Annotated in this window: 16 protein-coding genes and 2 pseudogenes; 11 read left to right on the plus strand and 7 right to left on the minus strand. The window is 76.9% G+C overall.

The genetic code is table 11. The features are described from left to right. The first annotated feature begins 112 nt into the window (after positions 1-112). From CP974_RS28090 to CP974_RS28115, 6 genes and pseudogenes are all read left to right on the plus strand, one after another. Positions 113-1,729, plus strand: a complete 1,617-nt coding sequence (locus CP974_RS28090; protein WP_031135200.1) for an ABC transporter substrate-binding protein — start codon at positions 113-115, stop codon at positions 1,727-1,729. Positions 1,730-1,752: 23 nt separating this feature from the next. Beyond that, positions 1,753-2,718, plus strand: coding sequence for an ABC transporter permease (locus CP974_RS28095; protein WP_031135202.1), 966 nt, complete (start codon positions 1,753-1,755; stop codon positions 2,716-2,718). Between the two features lie 289 nt (positions 2,719-3,007). Next, positions 3,008-3,862 carry an ABC transporter permease gene (locus CP974_RS28100; RefSeq protein ID WP_031135204.1) on the plus strand — a complete coding sequence of 285 codons (855 nt, stop codon included), beginning with the start codon at positions 3,008-3,010 and terminating at the stop codon, positions 3,860-3,862. Positions 3,863-3,903: 41 nt separating this feature from the next. Continuing rightward, positions 3,904-4,824, plus strand: a pseudogene (locus CP974_RS28105) (ABC transporter ATP-binding protein); the annotation flags it as partial. 301 nt (positions 4,825-5,125) lie between these two features. Further along, positions 5,126-5,851 (plus strand): ABC transporter ATP-binding protein, encoded by a 726-nt coding sequence (locus CP974_RS28110; RefSeq protein ID WP_078915828.1) that lies wholly within the window; start codon positions 5,126-5,128, stop codon positions 5,849-5,851. Positions 5,852-5,983: 132 nt separating this feature from the next. Further along, positions 5,984-6,178 (plus strand): hypothetical protein, encoded by a 195-nt coding sequence (locus tag CP974_RS28115; RefSeq protein ID WP_031135210.1) that lies wholly within the window; start codon positions 5,984-5,986, stop codon positions 6,176-6,178. Positions 6,179-6,281: 103 nt separating this feature from the next. On the opposite strand, the gene CP974_RS28120 is transcribed toward CP974_RS28115, so the two are convergent. Beyond that, positions 6,282-7,514, minus strand: a complete 1,233-nt coding sequence (locus tag CP974_RS28120) for a phosphodiester glycosidase family protein (protein WP_150485904.1) — start codon at positions 7,512-7,514, stop codon at positions 6,282-6,284. Between the two features lie 355 nt (positions 7,515-7,869). Here CP974_RS28120 and CP974_RS28125 point away from each other — a divergent pair, with 355 nt between their 5' ends. Together CP974_RS28125 and CP974_RS29860 are read left to right on the plus strand one after the other, a co-directional pair. Next, positions 7,870-8,820, plus strand: a complete 951-nt coding sequence (locus CP974_RS28125) for an adenosine kinase (RefSeq protein WP_051840173.1) — start codon at positions 7,870-7,872, stop codon at positions 8,818-8,820. Between the two features lie 157 nt (positions 8,821-8,977). Continuing rightward, positions 8,978-9,910 (plus strand): helix-turn-helix domain-containing protein, encoded by a 933-nt coding sequence (locus CP974_RS29860; protein WP_069979192.1) that lies wholly within the window; start codon positions 8,978-8,980, stop codon positions 9,908-9,910. A gap of 96 nt (positions 9,911-10,006) precedes the next feature. Here CP974_RS29860 and CP974_RS28135 read toward each other — a convergent pair whose 3' ends face one another. Both CP974_RS28135 and CP974_RS28140 read right to left on the minus strand, forming a co-directional pair. Next, positions 10,007-11,386, minus strand: coding sequence for a family 43 glycosylhydrolase (locus tag CP974_RS28135; protein WP_031133647.1), 1,380 nt, complete (start codon positions 11,384-11,386; stop codon positions 10,007-10,009). Between the two features lie 204 nt (positions 11,387-11,590). Next, positions 11,591-12,613, minus strand: coding sequence for a hydroxyacid dehydrogenase (locus tag CP974_RS28140; protein ID WP_031133645.1), 1,023 nt, complete (start codon positions 12,611-12,613; stop codon positions 11,591-11,593). A 640-nt stretch (positions 12,614-13,253) separates the two neighbouring features. Here CP974_RS28140 and CP974_RS28145 point away from each other — a divergent pair. Both CP974_RS28145 and CP974_RS30885 read left to right on the plus strand, forming a co-directional pair. Then, a complete protein-coding gene (locus CP974_RS28145) occupies positions 13,254-13,973 on the plus strand; it encodes a GNAT family N-acetyltransferase (RefSeq protein ID WP_078915734.1) in 720 nt (239 codons plus the stop codon). 86 nt (positions 13,974-14,059) lie between these two features. Further along, positions 14,060-14,284 (plus strand): annotated as a pseudogene (locus CP974_RS30885) (DUF5133 domain-containing protein); the annotation flags it as partial. A gap of 324 nt (positions 14,285-14,608) precedes the next feature. Here CP974_RS30885 and CP974_RS28160 read toward each other — a convergent pair. The 3 genes from CP974_RS28160 to CP974_RS28170 form a co-directional block, all read right to left on the minus strand. Beyond that, a complete protein-coding gene (locus tag CP974_RS28160) occupies positions 14,609-15,277 on the minus strand; it encodes a hypothetical protein (protein ID WP_031133640.1) in 669 nt (222 codons plus the stop codon). 457 nt (positions 15,278-15,734) lie between these two features. After that, positions 15,735-16,202, minus strand: coding sequence for a DUF6114 domain-containing protein (locus tag CP974_RS28165; RefSeq protein WP_219820432.1), 468 nt, complete (start codon positions 16,200-16,202; stop codon positions 15,735-15,737). A gap of 1 nt (position 16,203) precedes the next feature. Then, on the minus strand, positions 16,204-16,830 hold the full coding sequence (locus CP974_RS28170) for a DUF6230 family protein (RefSeq protein ID WP_031133637.1): 627 nt from the start codon (positions 16,828-16,830) through the stop codon (positions 16,204-16,206). Positions 16,831-17,095: 265 nt separating this feature from the next. Here CP974_RS28170 and CP974_RS28175 point away from each other — a divergent pair, with 265 nt between their 5' ends. Beyond that, positions 17,096-18,058, plus strand: a complete 963-nt coding sequence (locus CP974_RS28175; protein WP_031133635.1) for a nucleoside hydrolase — start codon at positions 17,096-17,098, stop codon at positions 18,056-18,058. Here the strand turns inward: CP974_RS28175 and CP974_RS28180 are convergent. Further along, positions 18,048-19,547, minus strand: coding sequence for a bifunctional phosphatase PAP2/diacylglycerol kinase family protein (locus CP974_RS28180; protein WP_031133633.1), 1,500 nt, complete (start codon positions 19,545-19,547; stop codon positions 18,048-18,050). The two genes, CP974_RS28175 and CP974_RS28180, sit on opposite strands and share 11 nt — an antisense overlap. Positions 19,548-19,726 lie beyond the last annotated feature (179 nt).

A 19,726-nucleotide genomic window follows, 5' to 3' on the forward strand; every position in this document is an offset into this window, starting at 1 on the left:
CCCTCCCACCAGCTACGACGGGCGGGCACCGGCGACACGAGCCCGCCCCCTGCTGTTTAATTGCGACTGATTCGCAACAACAGTCGATCTTCATTGAGGGGTGTGGCGACGCATGACCGCCCGAACCGCCCGACCGATACGCGGCACGGCCGCCGCGGCCCTGGCCACGACCCTGGCCCTCACCGCGGCGGCCTGCTCGAACCCGGACGGCTCCGGCTCCGGCGGCTCCGCCGCCCGTGACAGCGTCGTCGTCGGCATCGCCTACGAGCCCGAGACGCTCAGCCCGCTCCTCGGCTACGGCAAGGACGGCAACTCCAAGGTCTTCGACGGCCTCCTCGCCTTCGGCCCCGACATGCGGCTCCGGCCCGCACTCGCCACCGCGCTGCCCGAGGTGAGCCCGGACGGCCTCACGTACACCTACCGGCTCCGCGAGGGCGTCACCTTCAGCGACGGCAAGCCGTTCGGCGCGAAGGACGTCGTCTTCACGTACCGCACCATCCTCGACAAGCGGACCAACAACCCGTCCAAGACGGAGCTGGACGCCCTGAAGGACGTGAGGGCGGTCGGCGACGACACCGTCGTCTTCACCCTGAAGTACCCGTACGCGGCCTTCGCCCAGCGCACGGTCCTCGCCATCGCGCCCGAGCACGTCGCCGCCCGGCAGGACGTCAACTCGGGTCCCTTCACCACCAAGCCCGTCGGAACCGGCCCCTACGTCCTCACCGGCTGGTCCAAGGGCGAGAAGCTCACCTTCACGGCCAACCCCCGCTACTGGGGCGGCGAGCCGAAGGTGAAGAAGCTCACCATGGCCGTCGTGAAGGACGACGACGTCCGCGCCACCCGCCTGCGCTCCGGCGACCTCGACGGCGCCATCCTGCCCCCGAACCTCGCCAAGGGCTTCAAGAACGATCCCGGCAGGAAGACGTACGCCGCCACCACGTACGACTACCGGACCGTCACCCTGCCCACGCACAACAAGGTCACCGGCGACACCGCCGTCCGCCGCGCCCTCGACGTCGCCGTCGACCGCCAGGCCATGGTCGACCAGATCCTCGAAGGCGCCGGCAAGCCCGCCTACGGCCCCGTCCCCACCGGCAGCGAGTGGTTCACCCAGGGCACCGAGCGCCGCCACGACCTCGCCGCGGCCAAGAGGATCCTCGACGAAGCCGGGTGGAAGCCCGGCCCCGACGGCGTCCGTGTGAAGAACGGCGTCCGCGCCGCCTTCCCCCTCTGGTACGTCTCCGGCGACAAGCTCCGCCAGGACCACGCCCTCGCCTACGCCTCCGACGCCAAGAAGGCCGGCATCGAGATCACCACCCAGGCCGGCACCTGGGAGGTCATCGAGCCGCGCATGAAGCACGACGCGGTCCTCGCGGGCGGCGGCTCGCCCGGCGACCCCGACTTCGACCAGTACCTCCTGCTGAGGTCCACCCTCGCCGGCGACGGCTTCAACAACATGGCCTGGTACGCCAACCCGGCCGTCGACCAGGCCCTCGAAGCCGGCCGGAAGAGCAACGACAAGGCGGCCCGCAAGGCCGCCTACGACACCGTCCAGCGCGAACTGGTGAAGAACCCCGGCTACACCTTCCTCACCCACATCGACCACGTGTACGTCGTCAGCGACCGCTGGGACGGCCTGTCCACCCAGATCGAGCCGCACGACCACGGCCTCGCCGCCGGCCCCTGGTGGAACGTCGAGGACTGGACCCCCAAGGACGCCGCCAAGTGAACCGCCGCCTCCCCTGGGGGCCGATGGCCCGGATGGCGGGGCGCAGGGCGCTGGCCGCCGTCCCGGTCCTCCTCGTCGTGACCTTCGGTGTCTTCGCCGTCGCCGCCGCCTCCCCGTTCGACCCCGTCAAGGCGTACGCCGGGACCGCCGGGCTCACCGCCTCCCAGGAGAACCTGGACCAGCTCCGCGCCAACCTCGGCGCCGACCAGCCGCTCGTACCGCGCTGGTGGGACTGGACCACCTCCGCCCTCACCGGCGACCTCGGCGACTCCAGCGTCATGCGGCAGCCCGTCGCCGACGTCATCGCCGAGCGGATCGGCTGGTCCGTGCTGCTCGCCGCCACCGCCTTCGCCGTCGCCGTGCTGCTCGGCACCGTCCTGGGCGTCCTGGCGGCCCGCCGTCCGGGCGGCGCGTTCGACCGGGGCGCCACCGCCGTCGCGTACACCCTGGAGGCCGCCCCGGCGTTCTGGCTGGGGCTGCTCGCCATCTGGGTCTTCGCACTGAAGCTCGGCGTCCTGCCGGCCGGCGGGCTCACCGACACGGCCAGCGACACGGTCACCTTCGGCCAGGTCGCCGGCCACCTGGTCCTGCCCGCCCTGGTCCTCGGCCTCTCCCAGCTGCCCTGGTTCCTGCTGTACGTGCGGCAGGGCGTCGCCGACGCGCTGGAGGAGGACCCGGTGCGCGGCGCCCGCGCGCGGGGGCTGAGCGAGCGCACCGTCCTGGTGGGCCACGCCCTGCGCTCCGGCCTGCTCCCGGTCCTCACCCTCGTCGGCTCCCGCGTACCCGAACTGATCACGGGCGCCCTGCTGGTGGAGACGGTGTTCAGCTGGCCGGGCATCGCCGCCGCGACCGTGACCGCGGCCACGTCCGTGGACTTCCCGCTGCTGGCCGCGCTCACCGTCCTGGCCACCGCCGCGGTGCTCCTCGGCAACCTGCTGTCCGACCTGCTCTACGGCCTCGCCGACCCGAGGGTGGGCTTCCATGGCTGACCGCACCCCCCGCCCCGCCGACCCGGCCGGGCCCCCGGCCCCGCCGGGTGCCGCGCCCGCCCCGACGGCGCAGGGCGGGGCGACCGACCCGGCCGCGCCGGGGACGCGGAAGACCCCCGCCGCGCCCCGGCGCGGCGAAGAGACCGGCACGGACGGGCGGCCGGCCCCGGCCCCGGCCGCGCCGGACCCCGGCGTCGTCCGGAAGACGTCCGTCCGGAAGGCCGAGGCCCCCGAGGCACCCGCCGACCCGCCCGGGGAGCCCGTACCGGCCCGCGCGTCCGGCGCCCCCGTGTGGCGGTCGCACGGCCGCACGCGCCGCTCCACCCGCCGGGTCCGCGTCGCCGCCTCGGCCGCGGTCACCCTCGCCGTCGTCCTCGCCGTACTCCTCGTACCGCCGCTGGCCCAGCTCGACCAGCAGGCCGTCGACCTGTCGCAGCGGCTGACGCCGCCCTCCCTCGCGCACCCGTTCGGCACCGACGACCTGGGCCGCGACCTGCTGCTGCGCTGCGTGTACGGACTGCGTGTCTCCCTGCTCGTCGGACTCGTCGCCGCGCTCGTCGCCACCGTCGTCGGAACGGCGGTCGGCGCGGCCGCCGCCGCCCTCGGCGGCTGGGCGGACCGGCTGGTCATGCGGGCCGTCGACACCTTCGCCTCCGTCCCGCACCTCCTGCTCGGCATCTTCGTCGTCGCCATGTTCCGGCCCGGCGTGTGGCCCGTGATCGCCTCCGTCGCGATCACGCACTGGCTCTCCACCGCCCGGATCGTCCGCTCCGAGGTGCTGTCGCTGCGCTCCCGCCCGTACATCGACGCCGCCGTCTCCGGCGGGGCGTCCCGCCTCCGGGTCACCGTCCGCCACCTGCTGCCCGCCGTCCTGCCGCAGGCGGGCCTCGCCGCGGTGCTGATGGTGCCGCACGCGATGTGGCACGAGTCCGCGCTCTCCTTCCTCGGCCTCGGGCTCCCCAGCCACCAGGCGAGCCTCGGCAACCTCGTGCAGAGCGCGCGCGGCTCGCTGCTCGCCGGCGACTGGTGGCCGACGCTCTTCCCCGGGCTGTTCCTGATCGTCCCGACCCTGGCCATCGCGGGACTCGCCGGCGCCTGGCGGGAACGGCTCAATCCGCGTCGCCGATCGGAGCTGATGCTGTGACCCCCGTCCTGTCCGTCAGGGACCTCTCCGTCCGCTTCCGGATGCGCGGCGGCCGCCACGTCGCGGCCGTCAGCGGCGTGGGCTTCGACCTCGCGGCGGGGGAGTGCCTGACCCTCGTCGGCGAGAGCGGATGCGGCAAGTCCGTCCTCGCCTCGGCGCTGCTCGGCCTGCTCCCCGGCAACGCCCAGACCGCCGGCACCGCCGTCCTGGCCGGCGGGGACGGCGCGCCCGGCACGGGCATCGACCTGCTCGCCGCCGACGAGCGCACCCTGGCCCGCACCGTACGGGGGCGGCGCGTCGGTCTCGTACCGCAGTCCCCGGCGGCCCACCTGACGCCGGTGCGCACGGTGCGCGCCCAGCTGGAGGAGACCCTGCGCGAGCTGACCGGCACCCCGAGGGCGCGACTGCGCGCGGCGGCGGTCGCTGCGGCGCGGCGCGTCTCCTTCCCCCCGGAGCTGCTCGACCACCACCCGCACGAGCTGTCCGGCGGCCAGGCCCAGCGGGCGGCCACCGCCCTGGCCCTGGTCGGTGACGCGCCGCTGCTGCTCGCCGACGAGCCGACCACCGGCCTCGACCGCGACCTGGTGGAGCGGACCGTCGACGAGCTGCGGCGCCACGCCGACGAGGGCCGGGCCCTGCTGCTGATCACCCACGACCTGGCGGCGGCGGAGCGCATCGCGGACCGGGTGGCCGTCATGTACGCGGGCCGGATCGTGGAGGTGGCGGACGCCGCGCGCTTCTTCGGCGCCGAGGGCCCCCGCCACCCGTACGCGCGCGGCCTGCTCGCCGCCCTGCCGGAGCGCGACTTCACCCCGGTCGCCGGCATGCCCCCGGAGCTGGGCGCCCTGCCGGAGGGCTGTGCCTTCGCCCCCCGCTGCACCGCGCGGACGGACGCCTGCCGGGCCCTGCCGCCCCTGGTGGACGGCGTCGCCTGCCACCACCCCGCCACGCCCGGCGCCGCCACGCCCGGCGCCGCCACGGGCGGTCCCGTCCCGGCCGGGCAGTCCGCGGCACGCTCCGTCGCTGCCGACCCGGCCGCGGCCCCCTCCGCCGCGGCACAGCCCCCTGGGGCCCAGCCGTCCGGCGCCGAGCAGCCCGGCGCCCAGCCGTCCGGTGCCGAGCCGTCCGGTGCCGAGTCGTCCGGTGCCGAGTCCGCCGCTGCACGGCCTGCCGCCGCCGGGTCCACCGTCGCCGGGTCCACCGCGCACGGGCCCGCCGGAGCCCGCCCCGCCGCCCCGGCCCCGTCCGCCGAGGAGACCGCCCGTGCTTGAACTCCACTCCCTCACCGCCGGATACGACCGCCGCGCCCCGGTCTTCCGGGACGTGTCGCTCACCGTCGCCCCCGGCGAGGCCGTCGGCCTGCTCGGCCCGAGCGGCTGCGGCAAGTCGACCCTCGCCCGCGTCGCCGCCCTTCTGCACCGCCCCGACGCGGGCCGTGTCACCGTCGACGGCCGGCCCGTACCCGGCTGGCGCCACCGGGCGCCCCGCGCGCTGCGCACCTCGATCGGCGTGGTCTTCCAGCAGCCCCGCCTCTCCGCCGACCCCCGGCTGCGGCTGCGGGACCTGATCGCCGAGCCGCTGCGCGCCACCGGCCGCCGGGCCGAGGCCCCCGCCCGTACGGCCGAACTCGCCGCCCGCGTCGGTCTCACGGAGGACCTGCTGTCCCGCCGCCCCCACGAGGTCAGCGACGGGCAGCTCCAGCGCGCCTGCCTGGCCCGCGCCCTGGTCCTCCGGCCGCGCTGGCTCGTGTGCGACGAGATGACGGCCATGCTGGACGCCTCCACCACGGCCGCGCTGGTCTCCGTCGTCGAGGAGTACCGCCGCGAGCACGCCGCCGGGCTCCTCGCGGTGGGCCACGACCGCGTGCTGCTGGACCGCTGGTGCGACCGCACCGTGCACTGGTCCTCGCTCGCCGCCCCGCCGCCCGGCGCCACCGCTCCGCGCGCCGTGCCCGGCAAGGAGCCCGCGAGGACCGGGACCCCCGCCTGAGCCCTGCCCGGTCCGGGGTGATTCGTACCCGTTCGGCCCACGCGCCGTACGGCCGTCCGGCGCCGCCGCTGGGCCAGACTGGCCGCCGAACGCCGTACGACCCGTACGGCACCGGGCCGAGGAGGACGAGACATGGCCGTCACCATCTCCGTCGTGTTGCTGCTGCTGATCCTGGCGGTGGTCTTCCTGCGCAGCGGCGGCCTCAAGCTCTCCCACGCGGTGGTCTGCGGGCTCCTGGGGTTCTTCCTCGCCGGTACGAGCCTCGCGCCGACCATCTACGACGGGGTCTCCGCCACCGCCGACGTGGTCAGCAGCGTCAAGCCCTAGCACACCGGCCGCCCCCCGGCCACCGCGCCGCCGCCCCGGCCCCTTCACGCGCCCCGGGCACGGGCCGCCCGACCGTCCGGCGCCCCGGCCCCGGAGCCCGTGCTCACGGGCGGACGAAGACGCCGATCCCGTTGGGCACCGCCCGCTCCGCGCCGCCGCTGGGATGGTTGAGCACCCGGACCGCGGCGGCGCCGTCCGTACGGGCCACCAGCGTCGACGAGCCGCCCCCGTCCAGGTTCACCCCGTCCGAGGCGCCCAGCTCCCGCAGCAGCCCGGCCAGTTCGACGACCGTCAGGCCGCTGCGGAAGCCGGGCCCGCCGTCCAGCGCGAGCAGCAGCAGCCGCCGCCCTTCGTCGGCGACGCCCGCCGCCGAGCGCACCGCGGCGGTCACACCGTCCATCCCCGGCAGGGGCTGACCGCCCCGCAGCACGGGGTACCCGCCCACCGCGGACCGGAACACCACCCCCGGCGCCGCCCCGACCGGCACCAGCCCGTACCGCACCTCCACCGGGTCGCCCACCGCCAGCGCCCGCAGCCACCGCGCGCCCGCCTCGCGCCCCACGAGGACCTGCGTGTCCGCCGGGATGGCCCCCGCCCCCGGAGCGTCCGCCACCGCCGCGACCCGCCCGCCGCGCACCCGCACCTCGTACGTCTCCGCACTGCACGGCGCGGCCCGGTCGGTGTCCGTGCCGCAGGTCGCGCGCAGCCGCGAGACGGACCCCCAGTCGCGGGTGAACACGCCGACGGAGCCGACCGGCAGGGCGTACTGGTTGAGCCCGCCCAGCGCCAGCGGCCCGTCCGGCCCGCGCACCTCGCCCGACAGCGCCAACTCGCCCAGCCGGGCGCGCCCTTCGCCGTCGACGCCGAGCACCATGCGGGTGTTGGCGCCCGGCGGCAGCGCCGGGCCGAACCGCTGGCCGCGCGGCACCGCCGCCTTCAGCGCCCGGCCGCCCGCCACCGCGGGCCCGACGGGGGCGCCGGTCGCCGGCACACCGGGGTGCTGAGCCTCCGACAGGTGGAAGAAGTCGCCGTTCACCCCCGCGACCGCGCCCGCGCCGTCCGCCAGGGCCGACAGCGGCGCCCGCGCCGCGACCGCCCCCGGATACAGCAGCTCCACCGACACCCGGGCGTCGCTCAGGTCCACCGACAGCAGGTGCACCCGCGCGGTGCCGCGCGGCGACGCCTTGTCCAGCACCCGGTACCCGACCCCCGCCGCCACCGCACGGGCCTCCGGCGCCTCCGGCGCCACGGGCGCCGCCCGCCCGGCCGCCCCGGCGGCGGGCGGCGCGGCCAGCCCCGCCCCCGCCAACGCGCCCGCCAGCAGCGCGACGAGCACCCCGCGCCACCACGACCGCCTCCCGGCGCCCCGGCCGCCGCCCCCGACCCCGCTCACGCCAGGCCACCCCCGCCCGTCCGCCCCGTGCCCGTATCCGGCGCTCCCGCCGCCCCTCCCGCTCACGACCCCGTCCACGCCACGCCACCCCCACCGTCCGGCCCGTGCCCGTCGTCCCCGGAAAGCTGCCCCGCCCGCGCCCCGGCGAACGCCGTGTCAGAAACCCGCCTCCGCGCCCCGCCACCGGCGACTACCCTGCCGCCAGGGACGGGACCGCGAGCCCGCCCCCGGCACACCGCCCCGGCCCCGCACCCCGGCATCCGGCCCGTCCGCTACCCGCCACCCCGAAGGAACCCCCGTGACCGACTCCCCGGACATCGACGTCCTCGTCCTCGGCGGCGCAGGCGTCGACACGATCGTCCATGTGCCCGAGCTCCCCCTGCCGTTCGCCGACAGCTACATGATCCGGCCCGGCATCCGGACCCGCGCCGGACAGACCGGCGACTTCGTCGCCCTGGGCCTGCACGCGCTCGGACTGCGCACCCACCACCTGGACCTGCTCGGCGACGACCCCGAGGGCGACCTCGTACGCGCCTTCCACCGGGACCACGGCATCCCCCTCACCGCGATCCCGCAGCCGGCCGGCACCAAGCGCGCCGTCAACCTCGTCGGCCCCGACGGGCGCAGGCTCTCCCTGTACGACGCGACGCGCGGCAGCGACACCGACCGCCTCCCCGCCGACACGGTGCGCACCCTCGCCTCCGCGAGCCGCCACGCCCACGTCTCCATCACGCAGCCCTGCGCCCACGCCCTGCCGGTGCTGCGGTCGGCCGGGGTCACCCTCTCCACCGACCTGCACGACTGGGACGGCGAGAACCCCTACCACGCGCAGTTCGCCCACACCGCCGACATCGTCTTCCTCTCCGCCGCCGCCCTCGACGACCCGGAGCGCACCCTGCGCGGCATCGCCGCCGCGGGCCGCGCCCGCGAGGTCATCGCCACCGCGGGGGCCAAGGGCGCCCACCTGCTGGCGGACGGCCGGCTGACCCACATCCCCGCCGCCGCGCCGCCCTCGCCCGTCGTCGACTCCAACGGCGCCGGCGACGCCTTCGCCGCCGGCTACCTCTACGGCCGCCTCACCGGCCACCCGCCCTACGAGTCGGCCGTCTTCGGGACGGTGGCCGGCGCGCACGCCTGCACCGTCCCCGCCACCACCACCGACAGCATCGCCCTGGCCGCGCTCCTCTCCCGCGCCGAGGAGGCGCTCCGCACCACCCACGTCCCGCCCGCGCACGCGGGTCGCGACTGACCCGCACTCCCGCGTCCCGCCCCTCGTCACCCTTCGCACGGGTGTCCCGTTTGCCGTGGTGACGGGTGATCCCTAGGGTTCTGACCCGCTGGTGCCGGCTCGTCCCGGAACGCGGGACGGTGATGCGGGGCGCGGGACCCCCGCGGAGGAGGGAGCCATGGCGGAGGGCGAGCGGGTACGGCAGGGCACCCCGGCGCAGCGGCTCGGCGCCGCCCTGCGGGAGTTGCAGCAGAGCTCGGGGCGGACCCTGCGGGCCCTGGAGCGGGAGGTGCTGATCAGCGACTCGTCGCTGTCCCGGTACTTCCGGGGCAGCACCGTCCCGCCCTGGCCCGTGGTGCGGGACCTGTGCCGGGCGCTCGGCGCCGACCCGGCCGGGTACCGGGCCCTGTGGGAGGCGGCCGACCACGCCCAGGGCCGGCCGGCCGGCCCCGGGGACCCGGCTCCGGCGGCGCACGGCACCGACCCGGCGGCCCGGTCGGCCGAGGGCGGGCCGGCGCCCGGCGGGGCGGCCGGGGAGCCCGAGTCGGGTCCGGTGCCGGGCCCCGCTCCGGGCCGCCCGCCGCGGCGGTGGGCGTGGGCGGCCGCCGGGGCCGTGTCCGGAATCGTGGCGGGCGCCCTCCTGACGGCGCTGGCGGCCTCGTACCGCGCCCCGGCCGCGCCCGGCGGGCGGCCCGCGGCGGAGGCGGCGGGCGAGGTGGACGCGGGCCGGTCGGTGGAACCGTCCCGCCTCCGCCGGGTGTTCGTCAGCCGGCAGACGGGCCGCTGCCTCGACGACAGCCTCGACGAAAGGCTGCGCACCTTCAAATGCAACGGCATGAGCTACCAGTGGTGGACGGCGCACGCCGAGACCGACGGCCACCGCCGGCTCGCCAACCACGCCACCGGCCGGTGCCTGGAGGACACCGCCGCCGGGCCGCGGGCCGTCCGGTGCGCCCCGGACCGGCCGGCCGCCCAGGAATGGCGGATCACGGTGTGGGACGACGAGTCCGTGGAGGTGCGCAGCCGGGCCACCGGCCGGTGCCTGGACGACAGCGGCGCGGGGCTGCGGACGCTGCGCTGCGACCGCACCGACCGCCAGCGGTGGGGCTGACCGCACGCCGGACGGCGGCCCCTGCGCCGCCCGGCGGGCCGCCGCCCATGGCACGCCGCCCGCACGGCCCGGCGGGTGCCCCTGCCCCGCCGCCCGTCAGCCCACGTCCACGCAGTCGACTTCCGCGTACCACTCGCCCTTCGCCAGGCGGACGGTGTTCCAGCCGGCGCGCAGCACCACCGGCCGCTCCGCGGTCCGCCAGTGGTCCCAGCCGGTGTACGGGTAGGCGACCGCGCCGACATCGGCGCCGTTGACGTACAGCTCGTGCGTGGCCGCCGCGGGCGAGCCCCCGGCGTCGAGCGAGCCGTTGCCGTACCGCACGGCCAGGGTGTGCGTCCCGGCCGACGCGGCGAACACCCGGAACTCCACATGGCTGTCGTCGTGGTCGACGTACCCGACCGCCCGCCCGCCGTGCGCGCCCGCGGCCTCCCGCACGACGGCGCGGTGCACCCGGGCCGCCTCCGCCTCGTGGCGGACCCTGCTGCCCCGGACGACGGGGCGGCCGTCCGCCCAGCCGAGGTGGGCGACGTACAGGAAGCGGCGCTTCCGGCCGGCGTCCCAGCCGTGGAAGACGATCCGGTCCCGGCCGTCCGGCCCGGTCACCACGTCCTGCCCGCCGGGCCCGCGCACGGCCCCCGCGAACGACTCGGTGCTCATGAGGGGGGCGGTCGCCTTCGTGTACGGGCCGGTGAGCCGGTCCGCGACGGCGTGGCCGGTCCCGTAGCCGGAGCCCCCGTAGTGGCCGGCCGAGTACAGGAGCACGTACCGGCCGGACCGCTTGACGAGGGTCGGGGCCTCGACGACGCGGCCCTCCCACGGCAGGTCGTGGGTGAGGAGCCGGACGGCGGGCCCGGTGGTGCGGGTGCCGTCCGCCGAGACGGGCTGGAGGTGCAGCCAGGTGCGCAGGCCGCAGCAGTTGCCGTCGTTCTTCCACAGCAGGTACCGCTGCCCGCCCTCGGTGAAGGAGGCGGCGTCGATGGCGCCGCCGTCCTGGACGGGGCACACCAGCGGGCCGTCGCCGACCGGCCGGAAGGGGCCCTCCGGCGTGCCGGCGAGGGCCGCGCCGACGCACTGCCTGCCGCTCGCCCGGTCGTGGGCGGTGTACAGCAGGGTGAAGCCGGCGCCGTTGTCGAACACCTCCGGGGCCCACACCCGCGCCGGCTCCTCGGCCACCCACGCGCCGGGGACCGGGAGGGCGTCGTCCGCCGCGACGCTCCAGCGGACCAGGTCGGTGGAGGCGGCGTGCTGGACGTGCCTGCCGTGCGTGCTGGTGGCGTAGGCGTGGTAGGTGCCGTCGGCCTCCACGACGTCCGGGTCGGGGAAGTCGGCGTCCAGCACGGGGCCTCCGGCCACGGCCCCCGCCGGGGCGGCGGCCGGACCCGCCACGGCGAGGAGGGCGGCCAGCAGGGCGGCGAGGAGGCGCGCCGCCCGCGGGGCGAGGGGCGGACGGGGACGGGGACGGCTGCGGGACGGCACGGGGGTTCTCCTTCACGGTCGCTGCCCTGGGGCGGTCGACGTGGGAACGAGGCACGGCGCCGGGGGTTGCGGGCCCCGGTACCCGCCGCGGTCCCGGAGGACGGCCGGGCACGCCGACCGGGCCCCGGCTGCCGGGTCGGGCCGGCCGGACCGGCCCGTCTCGTCGTACCGAACGGCTCGCGCGGGCCGGGGACACCGGCCGGGTCACGCCGACCGGGGGAGGTCCCCCGGCCGTACCGGCCCGGCGTAGGGCAGGCCGTGTCCGTACCGCTCCAGCTCGTCCAGCGCGGTGTGCGCGAGGCGGCCCAGCTCGTTGCCGAGCGAACCGGCCACGTGCGGCGTCAGCAGCACGTTCGGCAGGTCGTACAGGGGCGAGCCGGCCGGCGGCACCTCGGGCTCCGTCACGTCCAGGACGGCGCTCAGCCGCCCCGCCACCAGCTCCCGTGTCAGCGCCTCGGTGTCCACCAGCGAACCGCGCGCCGTGTTGACCAGCGTCGCCCCGTCCGGCATCAGCGCCAGCCGCGCCCGGTCGAACAGGTGGCGCGTCCCGGGCAGTTCCGGCGCGTGGAGGGTCACCACGTCGCCGGCGCGCGCCAACTCGTCCAGGTCCACCGCCCGCACCCCGAGCCGGGCCGCCTCCTCCCCGGTCACGTACGGGTCGTACAGCAGCACCCGCAGGTCGTACGGGCGCAGCAGCTCGATCACCCGGCGGCCGACCCGGGACGCTCCCACGACCCCGACGGTGCGGCGGAAGTTGCCCGCGCCGGCGAGCAGGGCCGGAGCGTCGACCCGGCCGCGCCGCTCCCGGTAGGCGCGCTGCGCGTCGAGCACCCGCTTCCCCGCGAACAGGACGGCCGCGACCGTGTACTCGGCGACCGGCAGCGCGTTCGCCGCGGCGGCCGAGGCGACGGTGATCCCCCGCTGCCAGCAGGCGTCGGTCACATGGTGCTTCACCGACCCCGCCGCGTGCACGACGGTACGCAGCCGGGGCACCCGCTCCAGCGCGGACTCCGTCAGGGGCGGGCAGCCCCAGCCGGTGAGCAGCGCCTCCGCCCCGGCGAGGGCGGCCGCGTGCTCGGGGGCGGTGAAGTCCCGTACGGCGACGGCCGGGTCGGTGGCCGCGACGGCGGTGAGCCGCCGCCGCGCCGCCGCGTCGAACAGCGCGTCGCGGACGCGGGGCTCCATGGCGAGCACCGTCCGGGGCCGGCGGTGGGCAGAGGGGGTCATGGACGGCTCCCGTGGCCGGTGCGCACCGCGCCGACCGCGGCGGCTGACGCCTCCCAGTGGAGCAGACCGGCCCCCGGCCCGGTAGAGCCACACCGGCCGACCGGCCCCCGGCCCCGTAGAGCGACGCCCAGCCCACTGGCCGCCCGGCCCACCGGCCGACCGGCCACCGGCCCGGTGAAGCCACACCGGCCGACCGGCCGTACCAGCCGTACCGGCCCCGAAGGCCCGCAGGTCCGAAGACCCGTCGGCCCTCGGCCCCCGCCCGCCTCGCCGCCCCACCGTCAGACGCCCCACCGTCAGACGTCTCGCCGGCCGGCCCGCCGGGCGTCCGAGAGCCCGGCTCCCCCGTGCGGCGGCGGCACGCCGGACGCCGCGCCCGGCGGCCGGTGAAGCGGCGCGTAACCGCTGGTGAGCGCGGTGCTACCGGGTTTCACCCGGGCGTGTGCGGAGGTTCGTGCGGGGTTCTGTTCTGGGAGGGGCGCGGGCTGCATACTGTCCTCCTCGCCCCGTGCCGAAGCGGTCCGTCCGCCCGTGCACCTCCAGTGACGCGGACGGTCCCGGCAGGGCGGGAACCTCCCCTCACTCGCGCGCCGCCCTGCCAGCGCGGGAGACCCCCTGCTCCTGGAAGACCCGAGGATCCGTGCCAGTACCTGTTGTCCTTGCCGGGCGCGCCGTGCGCCTGGAGCCGCTGGCCATGCGCCACGCGGAGGGCCTCGCCCGGGCCGGCGCGCAGGACCGCGCCGCGTACGCCTTCACCCCGGTGCCGGACGGCCTGGAGGCGGCACACGACTACATCGGCCGCGCGCTGACCGACCAGGCGGCCGGCCGGGCACTGCCGTTCGCCCTGGTCACCCCCGCCGACGGAAGAGTGGTCGGCTCGACCCGGTTCCTGGAGCTGGACTACTGGCGGGGCCCCGTCGTGTGGCCGCCGGCCACCGGCGTCCCGTACGGCGACCCGCTCACCGCCGTGCCCGACGCCGCCGAGATCGGCAACACCTGGATCACCGGCTCCGCGCGCGGCACCGGAGCCAACGCGGAGGCGAAACTGCTGATGCTGCGCCACGCCTTCGAGACGTGGGGCGTGCGCCGGGTCACCCTGCGCGCCGACGCCCGCAACACCCGTTCCCGCGCGGCGATCGAACGGCTCGGGGCGACCTGCGAGGGGGTGCGCCGCGCCCATTCGCGGGGCCTGGACGGGGTGGTCCGCGACACGGCCTTCTACTCGGTCCTCCACGAGGAGTGGCCCACGGTCCGCTCGATCATCGAACTGCGCCTGTCGGCGACAGCACGTCCGCCGGCGTCCTTCCCCCATCCCCACCGCACCCACGGCGACGCGGCGGGCCGGCTGCTGCTCACCTGACCCCCACGGGCGGCGAAGGAACCGGGTGTGACGGCGGGGGCGCCGGGTAGACGGACGTCCCCTGGCCGTACGAGAGGAGACGTGTCGTGCTGATGGCCCACCCTGCCGTTCTGACGAAGCTGGTCGAGGAGTACACCGCGCTCAGCAAGCTGGACGCCCGCAACGGCGGTCCGCAGGTGCGCCAGCGCCTGGAGGACGTGGCCTACACGCTGTGCGTCTCCACCGGTACGCGCGACATCGACGCCGCGCTCGTGGCCGCCCGCCACCGGCTGCCCGGCGCCCGGCCCGAGGACGACTCGCTGCTGACGGCGCCGTCCGTCGTGCCCGCGCAGGGCGCCCCGGTGCCCGCTCCGGGGGGTGCCGAGGCGGCGGGCGTGACCGGGGCGGCGGGGGCCGTCGGGGCGGCCGGGACCGTCGGGGCGGAGCGGGCCGGTATCCCCGTCGGATAAGCCCCTCGGGCAGAGCCCCGCCCGCGGCCGGGCGGTGCACGTGTGCGCGCGGTGCACGTGTGCGCGCGGTGCACGTGTGCGCGCGGTGCACGTGTGCGCGCGGCACGGCGGACGGACCGCCGTGCCGCGCGCCGGTGTGTGCCCCGCCGACGGAGCGCCCGGGGCGCTCCGCCGGCGGGACGGCGGTCACCCGGCGACCGTGATCTGCTGCGCCGGGTCCGTCGTGTCCGCCACCAGGTAGGTGGCGGAGAAGGACGACGTGGTGGCGCTGGTCGGGCAGCCGAAGCCGCCGACGACCTTGACGGGCACCTGGGAGTTGCTGAAGGCCAGCGACGACGGGGCGCCGTTGGTCCAGGTGCCGCTCGTCGTGGCGGGCGCGGTCGGCGCCGCCGTGACGGTGCAGCTGGCGATGCCGGACGTCTTCACGACGAGGCCGCCCGCGGGGAGGGTGAACGACGCGACGACGGGGGCGCCGTGCTGCATGGAGACGGTCCACCCGCCGCCGGCGGTGACGGTGGCGCCGACCCCCGGCATGCTCGTCGTGCAGGAGGAGAAGGTCGGCGGGGTGATCGCGCTGGAGACCGGCCCGGCCGCGTTGTGGTTGCCGGGGGCCGCGGGGACCGTGCCGGTGGAGGACGAGACGGAGCAGCTGACGGTCACTGCGCCGGCCTTGAAGGTCGCCTTGCCGCTGAGGGTGGCCTTGAAGCCGTGCCCGGCGGGGGTGACGGTGGTGGAGCCGGCGAGGGCCGGGGCGCCCTGCGCGGCGGTGGCGGTGGCTCCGGTGAAGAGCAGGACGCCGGCGGCGGCCAGGCCGGTGCCCAGGGAGAGAGCCTTGCGGGTGGTGGAGGGTGCCATGGGGGTGATCTCCTTCGGGGGATGGGGTGACGGGGCGTCACGCCGTTGTGGGGTGGGGGGCCCGGGAGGGTGCGCAGAGCGGTGCCGACCGCGTGGGCGGCGGGGCCGGGAGCGGTCGGGCCGTCGTGCGGTGAGCGGCGCCGGCCGCGCGCGGGGGTGCGGGCGGTGCCGGGGCCGGTGAGCGTGGCGGGGGGGCGGTGTGCGCCCGGCGGCGGAGCGGAGGACGGCCACCGCGGGCGGACGGGCCCGGCGGAGGCGGCGGGGCGAGCGGGGTCGGCGGTTGCGGCGGTACGTCCTGAGGGTGGGACGGGGACACGGCGGTACGGCGGCGCAGGGGTGGGGCGCCGCGGTGTGCCGGGTCGCGGTCGGCGACGGGGCCGGGGGTACGGCCCCGTCGCCGGATGCCTGCGTCAGGTGGTCGTCGATCGGGTGGCCGCGCCTGGTGGGCGGGGCCGGGTCACGCCCCGGCGGGGTGTTCCGGGGCGCCGGCGTGCGGGGGAGCGGGCTCCGCCCGGGGAGCGGACCCGGCGGGGCGCGTGGGCGTCACCGGCTGCCAGGCGAACATCATGGCGCCGCCCACGATGCCCGCGAGGGTGCCGATCAGGAATCCGCCGAGGTTCGACATGACCAGCGCCGCCGCCGCGATCAGGGTGGTGACCACGCCCGCGAGCGCGCGGTACTGCGGGGACACCCAGACCGAGATGCCGAGCATGGCCATGACAATTCCTAGGAGCACGGAGGGGACTCCGGCGATGCCCTGGTGGAGCATCACCTCAAGCGGTGCCAGGGGGATCGCGCAGATCTCGACCCCTGCCAGCACGGTCAGCAGCCCTCCCCAGAAGGGCCGCCCCCTGCGCCACCGGCGCCATCGCGCCCGTGGGCCGTACACGGCCCGGTGCGTCGTCCCGTCCGCCGTGGACGGCATGTCAGAAGCATTCCTTCTTGCCCTTGGTGATCCTCATGTTCAGGCCGGACAGCTTGAACGTCCCGGCGTTCGTCGCCCACGCCACCTGCTGGAGGCCCGTGATCGTCACGTCGTCCGCCTGCTGGCCGAACAGGTCCTGCATGCCCTGCGCGCCCTCGGGCCCCTTGTCCAGGGTGGACGCGTCGCGGCCGATCTCGATGTTGTTGAAGCCCGCGTCGCCCGAGAGCTGTGTGGCGTCCACGAACAGGCCCGTGGCCTCGACCGGCTTCTTCTTCCCGGCCGTCAGGTTCAGCGAGATGTCCCCGACGACCGGCAGCGTCGTGACGACGGACTGGCACAGGTTGTGCAGCTCGGCCTTGCGGATGGCGGTGACCGCCACCGGCAGCAGCTCCTCGCGGGCGTTCGTGTCGATGCTCCCGTACTGTGCGAACCCCTCGCCGGTGAGGCGGTCCGCCGACACCTTGAACTGCTGCCCCGACACGGCGAAGGAGGCCGCGAGCGCCCCGCTCGACAGGGCGACGCCGAGCGCGGCGGTCAGGGCGACGCCGGGCACGGACAGTGCGGCGAAGCGCTTCCACCGGATCCGGCCGACGACGTCGTCCGCGTGGGTCTCGGGTGGCTGTCTCATGAGAAATCCCCTCTCTTGGTGTCCACGGCCGCGGTGACCGACGGCCACGGATGTCGATGGAGCGGGAGACCTGCTCGAAGGCGGGCCGCCGGGGGACGCGGCGGTGCGCGGGAAGAAGTGAGCGGAGAGCGACCGCGGGCGGTGTGGCACCGCCATACCTACTCGCGGGTGTTACCGACGGGTTGAATGTAGGAGCGCCCCTGGGGGTTGGCAAGGTTGACGAACGGTGCTTTTCGGCCTACTCGACGGATCTTCAGGAGAGCCCATGCCCATCCCCGTGATCCTGGACTGCGACCCGGGGCACGACGACGCCTTCAACATCCTGCTCGCCGCAGCTCATCCCGGTGTCGAGCTGCTGGGGATCACCACGGTGGCCGGCAACCAGACCGTGGAGAAGACCACCCGCAACGCCCGCCGCGTCTGCACCGCCGCCGGGATCCGGGGCGTTCCGATCGCCGCCGGCATGGCCGAACCCCTGCGGGGCCGGGGCATCACCGCCCCCGACATCCACGGCGCGTCCGGACTGGACGGACCGGCGTTCGGCGCTCCCGCCGTACCGCTCGACGGCCGCGACGCGGTGACGTTCCTCCACGACACGCTCCGCGCCCACCCCGCGCCCGTCACCCTCGTCCCGACCGGGCCGCTCACCAACATCGCGGCCTTCCTGCTCGCCCACCCGGACCTCGCGGCGTCCAGGGTCGGGCGGATCGTCCTCATGGGCGGCTCCACCGGCCGCGGCAACCGCACGCCCGCCGCCGAGTTCAACATCCTCGCCGACCCCGAGGCCGCGGACGTGGTCTTCCGCAGCGGACTGCACATCACCATGATCGGCCTCAACGTCAGCCACCGCGCGCTCGCCACCCCCGAGGTCGTCGCCCGCGTCCGGGACCTCGGCACGCCCCTGGCCCACGTCTGCGCCGAGCTGCTGACCTGGTTCGCCGGCACCTACCGCGAGGTGTACGGGTTTCGCGCCCCGCCCCTGCACGACCCGCTCACCGTCGCCCACCTCGTCGCCCCGGACCTGGTGACCCTCGTCCACGCGCCCGTCGCCGTCGAGCTGACGGGCACCCACACGCGCGGCGCCACCGTCGTGGACCTCGACGGCGTCACCGGGGCCCGCCCCAACGCGTACGTCGGCGTGGACGTGGACGTGGACGCGTACTGGGACCTGATCGTGGACGCGGTACGCACCCTCGGCCCGCCCGCCGCCGCCCGGTTCAGTCGGTGAGCGGCCGGTACACGGTCAGCGCCTCCGGAAGCTTGTCGATCACCAGTTCCGGACCGGCCGGGACGACCTCCCCGTCGTACGCCATATGAGTGCCCGCCGGCAGGTTCGCCACGCTCAGCCCCGTCGTGCGGGCCGCCGCGTACAGGCGCGTACGGGCGAGCCCGCCCGCCGCCGTCGCCAGCAGCCGCGGCCGGGCCAGCCGCCCGGCCTGCGCGATCCGCACGTCGAGCAGCCCGTCCGCCACGTCGTGGCGGCGCAGCGGCGCCAGTCCCACGCTGCGGTAGACGCCGTTCCCGGCGAAGAGGAACCACATGGAGCGGGGCCCGCCGTTCACCTCCGCCTCCAGCGGGGTCGCCGTGCGCAGCACGCGCGCGGCGCCCAGCAGCGTCGCCGCCGGGCCGCCGATCCGCGGCGACCAGTGCTCCCGCAGCCGCACCAGCTCCGGGTACACGCCCAGGCTGAACGTGTTGACGAAGTACACCGGCTCCCGACCGGCCCCCCGGCCGCGCGGCCGGACACGCCCCACGTCGGCCCGCACCGCGTGCCCGTGCGCCAGGGCATGGCACCCGTCCGCCACCGAGTCCACCCCCAGGTCCGCGGCGAAGTGGTTGAACGTGCCCCCCGGCAGGACCAGCATCGGCACCCGGTTGCGCAGGGCGGGCGCCACCGCCGCGTTCACCGTGCCGTCGCCGCCGCACACCCCGAACACCCCGCCCCGCCGGGCCGCCTCGGCCGCCGCGGTCTCCAGCAGGTCCGGCAGCGAGCCGCCGCCCTCCCCGCACAGCAGCACCTCCGCCTTCGGCAGCAGCGCCGCGATCTGGGAGGCCGGGTCCACCAGATGCGTCCCCGCGCCCGACGACGGGTTCACCACGACCACCAGACCGTCCCCGTCCGGCAGGGCGGGCACCTTCGCGCGCGGCCGCGCGGGCACCGGCACCAGATCACGCGTCGGCACCAGCCCGCGTACCGCGAACGCCGCACCCGCCCCCAGCGCCATGCCCGCCAGCACATCACTCGGGTAGTGGACGCCCGTGTAGACGCGGGAGAACGCGACCGAGGCGGCGACCGGCACCAGCGCCGCGCCCATGCCCCGCGACTCCAGGGCGACACCCGCCGTGAAGGCCGCCGCCGACGCGGCGTGGCCCGACGGGAACGACGTGGTCAGCGGCTGGCGCGGCAGGCGGCGCGGCAGCGGCACCCGGTCCAGCACCGGCCGCTGCCGCCCGACCGCGCCCTTCGCCAGCGTGTTCACCGTCAAGGAGGCGAGCGCCAGCGACGCCGCCCCGCGCATCGCGGCCCGCCTGCCGCGCGCCCCGCCCAGCGCCCACATCCCGGCGGCGATGCCGAACCACAGCACGCCCCGGTTCGCGCTGCGGCTCAGCCGCGGCAGCACGGGCTCGGCCGCGGGCCAGGTGCGCTTCGCCACCTGCGCGAACACGGCCCGGTCCAGTCTGCTGAGCACGCTCCGCGCCCTGGGTGCCTCTCGCATCGGCTCTCCTCCTCGTACCCGGAACGCTCCGGCGCGCCGCGACGTGCCCGCCCGCGCCAACGTACCCGCCCCCGCCCCGGGAACGCCTGCCGGGAGCCCGCGTACGTCCCACGCGCCCGCACACCGACCGGCGTTCCCCCGTTCGTGGCGGGCGGTTGTCCGGTCCGTGCCGATCCGCT

This window comes from Streptomyces fradiae ATCC 10745 = DSM 40063, assembly GCF_008704425.1.
GTDB lineage: Bacteria > Actinomycetota > Actinomycetes > Streptomycetales > Streptomycetaceae > Streptomyces > Streptomyces fradiae.

Coding starts and splice junctions, on each gene's coding strand:
- CP974_RS28115 (WP_031135210.1), top strand. CDS start 5,984: ATGGCCGTCACCATCTCCGTCGTGTTGCTGCTGCTGATCCTGGCGGTG.
- CP974_RS28180 (WP_031133633.1), bottom strand. CDS start 19,547: ATGCGAGAGGCACCCAGGGCGCGGAGCGTGCTCAGCAGACTGGACCGG.
- CP974_RS28095 (WP_031135202.1), top strand. CDS start 1,753: ATGGCCCGGATGGCGGGGCGCAGGGCGCTGGCCGCCGTCCCGGTCCTC.
- CP974_RS29860 (WP_069979192.1), top strand. CDS start 8,978: ATGGCGGAGGGCGAGCGGGTACGGCAGGGCACCCCGGCGCAGCGGCTC.
- CP974_RS28160 (WP_031133640.1), bottom strand. CDS start 15,277: ATGGCACCCTCCACCACCCGCAAGGCTCTCTCCCTGGGCACCGGCCTG.
- CP974_RS28090 (WP_031135200.1), top strand. CDS start 113: ATGACCGCCCGAACCGCCCGACCGATACGCGGCACGGCCGCCGCGGCC.
- CP974_RS28170 (WP_031133637.1), bottom strand. CDS start 16,830: ATGAGACAGCCACCCGAGACCCACGCGGACGACGTCGTCGGCCGGATC.
- CP974_RS28165 (WP_219820432.1), bottom strand. CDS start 16,202: ATGCCGTCCACGGCGGACGGGACGACGCACCGGGCCGTGTACGGCCCA.
- CP974_RS28175 (WP_031133635.1), top strand. CDS start 17,096: ATGCCCATCCCCGTGATCCTGGACTGCGACCCGGGGCACGACGACGCC.
- CP974_RS28140 (WP_031133645.1), bottom strand. CDS start 12,613: ATGACCCCCTCTGCCCACCGCCGGCCCCGGACGGTGCTCGCCATGGAG.